Genomic DNA, 6,388 nt, shown 5'->3' with positions numbered 1-6,388 from the left:
CCAATTTCAATCGTCTGCTCAAGCTCAACAATATTGATGTAGAACTGCATACTGCTGGCCGGTATAAGCGTACGCTTACACTTTTTGGCAAAAATACTGAGGAGGGAAGAGAAAAATTTCAGGAATATCTGAATGAAACTCACCTACTTTTTAAAGATTTTGTACATCAGATGCGCCCAGCGCTGGATATTGACAAAGTAGCAACAGGTGAACATTGGTATGGCCGTCGGGCACTAGCTTTAGGTCTTATCGACGATATAATTACTAGTGATGAGTTTATTATTAGCCATATGGATCTGTTTAACGTGTTTCGTGTGCATTATGCCCGGCGTCGGAAAATCATTGATCGGATTACGCATAGTACTGGTTCTATGGTGGAGCGCTTGTTAATAAAATGGTGGCAACACGTCAAGATGCCGCTGTTATAATTAAAATTAGGTACTCTCTCAGTTTTTATACTACTTAATAATGATGCTGTCATAGCGGGAGGGCTAGATGTCTAAATATGTCAATTGCCGTCGTGATTCTCATTATGGTGAAGCTGATACAACAATTATCATTTTCTTTAAGAAGAAGAGACTTGTTCAGTGAATACTTGATATAATGATGGAGTAAGTAATTTACTTAATCAAAAAGCACTTCTTTAATATGAATATGCATAAAATATTTATCTACTTTTTATGAAAAAAGTGTCGCACGAAAAATTATTAAAAAATGATAAAATATAAATATATTAATTTAATTAAATATTGGTTAAGTTGCATAACTTGCTTTATTGGATAGAGTGTGGCTAATCTAGGATTCAGGAGAACATATCGAAAAGTGTGATTGTACAATGTGTAAAAATCAAGTTTATTCATAGTATTGAATAAACTTACGCAATATATTCTCAAGATTGACTACTAACTTTGAAAAGAAGAACAGGCATCATATACTGAAATTAATGGATTTCACGGCATGAAATCTTCTCATATTTATCAGGAAATTTTGACTAGGTAAAGATACACATGGGCAAAGCACTCGTTATCGTTGAATCCCCAGCAAAGGCTAAAACAATCAATAAATACCTCGGTAGCGACTACGTGGTAAAGTCTAGCATTGGTCATATACGTGATTTGCCGACTAATAATTCGACCACAAAAAATAGTGCTAACGGATCAGATAAAAAAAAAACTAAGAAAATTAAAAAACCCGAAAAAGCAGTGTTAATCAGTCAAATGGGCGTCGATCCGTACCATGGCTGGAAAGCCGAATACCAGGTACTGCCTACTAAAGAGAAAATAGTATCTGAGCTAAAGGCACTTGCAGAACATGCTGACCACATTTATCTTGCAACTGACCTTGACCGCGAAGGTGAGGCTATTGCATGGCACTTACGTGAAGTAATTGGTGGCGACGATAAGCGTTTTAGTCGTGTAGTGTTTAACGAAATTACAAAAAATGCACTTCGGCGAGCTTTTGAGAAACCAGGAGCACTAAATATTGACCGCGTCAATGCACAACAAGCACGTCGTTTTATGGATCGTATTGTAGGTTACATGGTATCACCGCTGCTATGGAAAAAGATTGCACGTGGCTTGTCTGCAGGACGTGTTCAGTCTGTTGCAGTTCGCTTGATCGTTGAGCGTGAACATGAAATTAAAACTTTTGTACCAGAAGAATATTGGAAACTACATGCTGATTTAACCACAGTGCAAGGCGATCAATTGACGATGGTCGTTACGCATCAGGAAGACAGTCCTTTTCGTCCGGTAAACAGCGAACAGGCCCATGCCGCTGTCGCCATGCTGAGAAAAGCTCACTTTGTGGTGATAGATCGTGAGGATAAGCCGACTAGCAGTAAGCCTAACGCACCCTTTATTACCTCAACGTTACAGCAAGCTGCTAGCACGCACCTTGGCTTCAGCGTAAAAAAAACCATGATGATGGCGCAGCGCCTCTACGAAGCTGGCTATATCACCTACATGCGCACCGACTCTACTAGTCTCAGTCAGGATGCTCTTAAAATGGCTCGCTGTTATATTAAAAAAAAATTTGGTAATAAATATGTGCCTAAAGTTGCTAATGTTTATATAAATAAAGAAAAATCACAAGAAGCACACGAAGCGATCCGTCCTTCTGACATTAATGTAGTAGCGAAAACACTTAAGGATCTAGAAATGAACGCGCAGAAGCTCTATGAGCTAATTTGGCGTCAGTTTATTGCTTGTCAGATGGTACCTGCGCAGTATGATATTACTACCCTCACGGCTGTCGCTGACGGCTTTAAATTAAAGGCAAAAGGGCGTACACTGCGCTTCGACGGTTGGACGCGCTTGATGCCTACGCTATGCAAGAATAGCGACTATTGCACATTACCCCTAGTGAAACCTGGCGAGACGATGGATTTGCAACAACTAATTCCCAGTCAGCACTTTACCAAACCGCCAGCACGTTTTAGTGAAGCGTCGCTAGTACGTGAGCTGGAAAAGAGAAGCATTGGTCGTCCGTCTACCTATGCAGTAATTATTTCTACCATCCAAGATCGTGGCTATGTGCGTGTAGAAAATCGACGATTTTATGCTGAGAAAATGGGTGAAATTGTCACCGATCGTCTTCAAGGAAATTTCCAAAATCTAATGAACTATGACTTTACCGCCACCATGGAAGATAGCCTCGACCAAATTGCCAATCGTCAGATAGAATGGAGAGGCGTGCTAGATAAATTTTTTATCGACTTTACACAACAGTTAGACAAGGCGGAGAAAAAGCCGGAGGAGGGTGGGATGAAACCTAATCAGATGGTGCTTACCTCAATCGACTGTCCGTCTTGTAGACTCAAAATGGGTATTCGTACCGCCAGTACTGGCGTTTTTCTTAGTTGTTCAGGCTATAAGTTGTTGCCAAAAGATCGCTGTAAGCAGACAATTAATCTAATTCCGGAAAATGAAGTAATAAATGTACTGGAAGGTGAGGATGCTGAAACTAATGCATTACGCGCTCGTCGCCGCTGTCAAAAGTGTAGCACAGCAATGGATAGCTACTTAATAGATAAACAACATAAGCTGCACATCTGCGGTCATAATCCAGAGTGTGACGGTTACGATATCGAGCAGGGTGAATTCCTTATTAATAGTTGCGAAGGTACAAGAGTTAAATGCGAGAAATGTAATTCAGAAATGTATTTTAATACGGGGCGTTTCGGAAAATACATGGCATGTACCAATGACGACTGCAGGAATACGAGAAAAATTCTGCGTAATGGGGAAGTAGCACCGCCGAAAGAAGACCCTGTGCCCTTGCCTGAGCTAACGTGCGAAAAATCGGACGCCTATTTCGTGCTGCGTAATGGCGCTGCTGGCGTTTTCCTTGCAGCAAATACGTTTCCGAAATCGCGTGAAACTCGTGCGCCTTTAGTGGAGGAATTACAGCGCTTTAAAAATCGTCTACCGGAGACATTACGCTACTTGGCTGCAGCACCAGCTACCGATCATAACGGAAATAAAACCTTAGTGCGCTTCAATTGTAAAACAAAACAGCAGTATGTTTTTTCTAAAAAAGAGGGGAAAGCAACGGGGTGGTCAGCATTTTACATCGATGGCAAATGGCAGGAAGCAAAAAAATAAGTATATTTTCTTATACTTTAAGGCCAGCTATGCTGGCTTTTTTCTTTTTTATACTAAAATATTCTATTTTTCCGTTTAAAACGTTACATTTGTCATGGCGTCTTTGGTATTTTTTGATGTTTATCGATACGGCTAAAATACTTAATCTTAGTGCCGCTCTCTCTGTAGCTTACTGGGATAAAACAAATATGAAATTGCAGCAGTTACGCTACATCGTCGAAGTGGTAAATCATAACATGAACGTCTCTTCAACGGCAGAGGGACTTTATACTTCTCAGCCAGGCATCAGTAAGCAGGTGCGCATGTTAGAAGATGAGTTGGGAGTGCAGATTTTTGCACGCAGTGGTAAACACTTAACACAAGCCACGCCTGCAGGCGAAGTGATTATCAGTATCGCTCGCGAGGTATTATCTAAGGTTGAGGCAATCAAGTCAGTCGCAGGCGAGCATACTTGGCCGGATAAAGGCTCACTTTATGTAGCAACTACTCATACTCAGGTACGTTATGCATTACCTGGCATCGTTAAAGGTTTTATGGAGCGCTATCCCCGTGTTTCTTTACATATGCACCAAGGCTCGCCGACACAAATATTCGAAGTAGTTTCAAAAGGTAATGCCGATTTTGCCATCGCGACCGAAGCGCTGCATCTCTACGACGATCTCATTATGCTACCATGCTACCGTTGGAATCGCGCCATAATAGTTACACCTGATCATCCGTTATCTAACAAAGAACAAATCTCTATTCAGGAACTTGCTAAGTATCCGTTAGTCACCTACACTTTTGGCTTTACCGGACGTTCTGAATTAGATACGGCTTTTAATCGTGCAGGCCTGACGCCGCGTATTGTATTTACCGCGACAGACGCAGACGTTATTAAAACGTACGTTCGATTAGGTTTAGGAGTAGGTGTGATAGCTAGTATGGCTGTTGATCCGTTCTCTGACTTTGACTTAGTACACATCAAGGCATCGGATATTTTTACTGACAATACTACTAAAATTGGTTTCCGGAGCAGTACATTCTTACGTAGTTATATGTATGATTTTATTCAACGATTTGCGCCCCATCTTACACGGGAGGTAGTGGATACTGCTGTTGGATTACGTTCTAATGAAGACATTCAAGAAATGTTTAAAGATATTAAACTGCCTTTTAAATAGTTGTTTATAGCGGTTCTAATCACTAGATATTATGGTCTTTATAGGTCAAATATACTTAATATAAAAAACTTAATATTCTTTATAGATGAAATATCTATATATTCATTCAAGTAATGAGTATAGAGATAAGATTCATTATGATCTATTGTTCTTTAAATTATTTAAATATTTTAATAAAAAATATTAATATTCTTGTTATATAAGACAGAGCGAATATAGGTATAAAAATTTTTAAAATCATTTTGAGTATATTAATTACATATATTCAATATTCATTGAGAATGATATTTATTTGCTGTGTGAAACTCTTTTTTTAGAAAAAAATACAGATCAATTAATTTAATATGTGATTATGATTTTTTATCAAAAAATATAGAAAGCTTCGAATAAGCAGCCACCATTTACAGTGCATTAATTCAGTATTATTTTGAATATTTCCTGTTAGGTAATCTCAATTACTATTTTTATAACTTCTTATAAAAAATAATGACCAACCATTTTAGTTGAATTTTCGTGCATTCTTATTTTCTTTTAAGTGAAAATAAGTATACATATTGCCTTTAGATATAAAGATTTTCTTTGTTTTCTATTATAAGTTTAATTTATGCATATGCACAAAGCTTTTTTAGTTTATTTTTCTGCGTAATGTGCCAATGTATGGTGTACTCAAAAAAGTACAGAAAACGCGGTCTGGTTTCAATAGAAAAATTATCCTCTTTGAGGTTAACGCAATTCAAATAAAATATAAAGGAGAAGCCATGTCAAAAACCCTACGCGAACAGAGTCAGTCGACGCTGCAGGTTGACCAGCAAAAGTATCATATTTTTAGCATTCCCCGCGCTGCCCATTACCTCGGTAACATTGACCGCCTGCCCAAATCACTCCATGTGTTGTTGGAAAATCTTCTGCGCTGGCAAGATGATGACTCCGTCACGGAGGAAGACATTCGTGCGTTAGTTGCTTGGCAGAAGGATGCACATGCCGAGCGAGAGATTGCTTATCGTCCAGTACGAGTACTCATGCAGGATTTTACTGGCGTGCCTGCTATAGTAGATTTGGCGGCAATGCGTGAAGCTGTGAAACGTTTAGGTGGTGAAGTAGAGAAAGTGAACCCCCTGTCTCCGGTCGATCTAGTGATTGATCATTCAGTTACCGTCGACCACTTTGGCGAAGACAGCGCCTTTGACACTAATATGCGATTGGAGATGAAGCGTAACCATGAACGCTACGCTTTTTTGCGCTGGGGACAAAAGGCGTTTAATAAATTTCGTGTCGTACCACCAGGAACCGGTATATGCCATCAGGTTAACCTAGAGTATCTAGGAAAATCTGTCTGGCAAGAGCAAATAGAAGGTAAGTGGTTTGCCTGGCCAGACACGTTGGTAGGTACAGACTCCCATACCACCATGATCAACGCATTGGGAGTACTGGGATGGGGCGTTGGTGGCATTGAAGCCGAAGCAGCCATGCTAGGTCAACCCATTTCAATGCTCATCCCTGATGTCGTAGGCTTTAAGTTGACTGGTAAGCTTCGGCCTGGTATCACTGCAACTGACCTAGTTCTAACGATTACACAGATACTGCGTAACCATGGTGTAGTCGGGAAATTTGTTGAGTTTT

At 39.8% G+C, this 6,388-nt stretch carries 4 protein-coding genes; all 4 read left to right on the top strand.

All coding sequences use genetic code 11. The features are described 5' to 3' along the window. The coding region (locus tag FD729_RS05220) for a S49 family peptidase (protein ID WP_204162618.1) at positions 1-428 on the top strand (428 nt) is incomplete at its 5' end. 579 nt (positions 429-1,007) lie between these two features. Next, entirely contained in the window at positions 1,008-3,605 is a 2,598-nt protein-coding gene (topA, locus tag FD729_RS05215; RefSeq protein WP_159932289.1) for a type I DNA topoisomerase, read from the top strand. A 188-nt stretch (positions 3,606-3,793) separates the two neighbouring features. Next, positions 3,794-4,768: an HTH-type transcriptional regulator CysB gene (gene cysB / locus FD729_RS05210; RefSeq protein ID WP_159932291.1), complete on the top strand. Its 975-nt coding sequence runs from the start codon at positions 3,794-3,796 to the stop codon at positions 4,766-4,768. Positions 4,769-5,526: 758 nt separating this feature from the next. Beyond that, the coding region (locus FD729_RS05205; RefSeq protein WP_236421741.1) for an aconitase family protein at positions 5,527-6,388 on the top strand (862 nt) is incomplete at its 3' end.

This window comes from Pantoea sp. Nvir (assembly GCF_009829915.1).
Lineage (GTDB): Bacteria > Pseudomonadota > Gammaproteobacteria > Enterobacterales > Enterobacteriaceae > Pantoea.
The sequence above is the reverse complement of the archived record's forward strand: the minus strand, read 5'-3'. Positions and strand labels throughout refer to the sequence as shown.

Excerpts from the sequence above, each read along its gene's own strand:
- topA (WP_159932289.1), top strand. The coding sequence starts at position 1,008 with ATGGGCAAAGCACTCGTTATCGTTGAATCCCCAGCAAAGGCTAAAACA.
- cysB (WP_159932291.1), top strand. The coding sequence starts at position 3,794 with ATGAAATTGCAGCAGTTACGCTACATCGTCGAAGTGGTAAATCATAAC.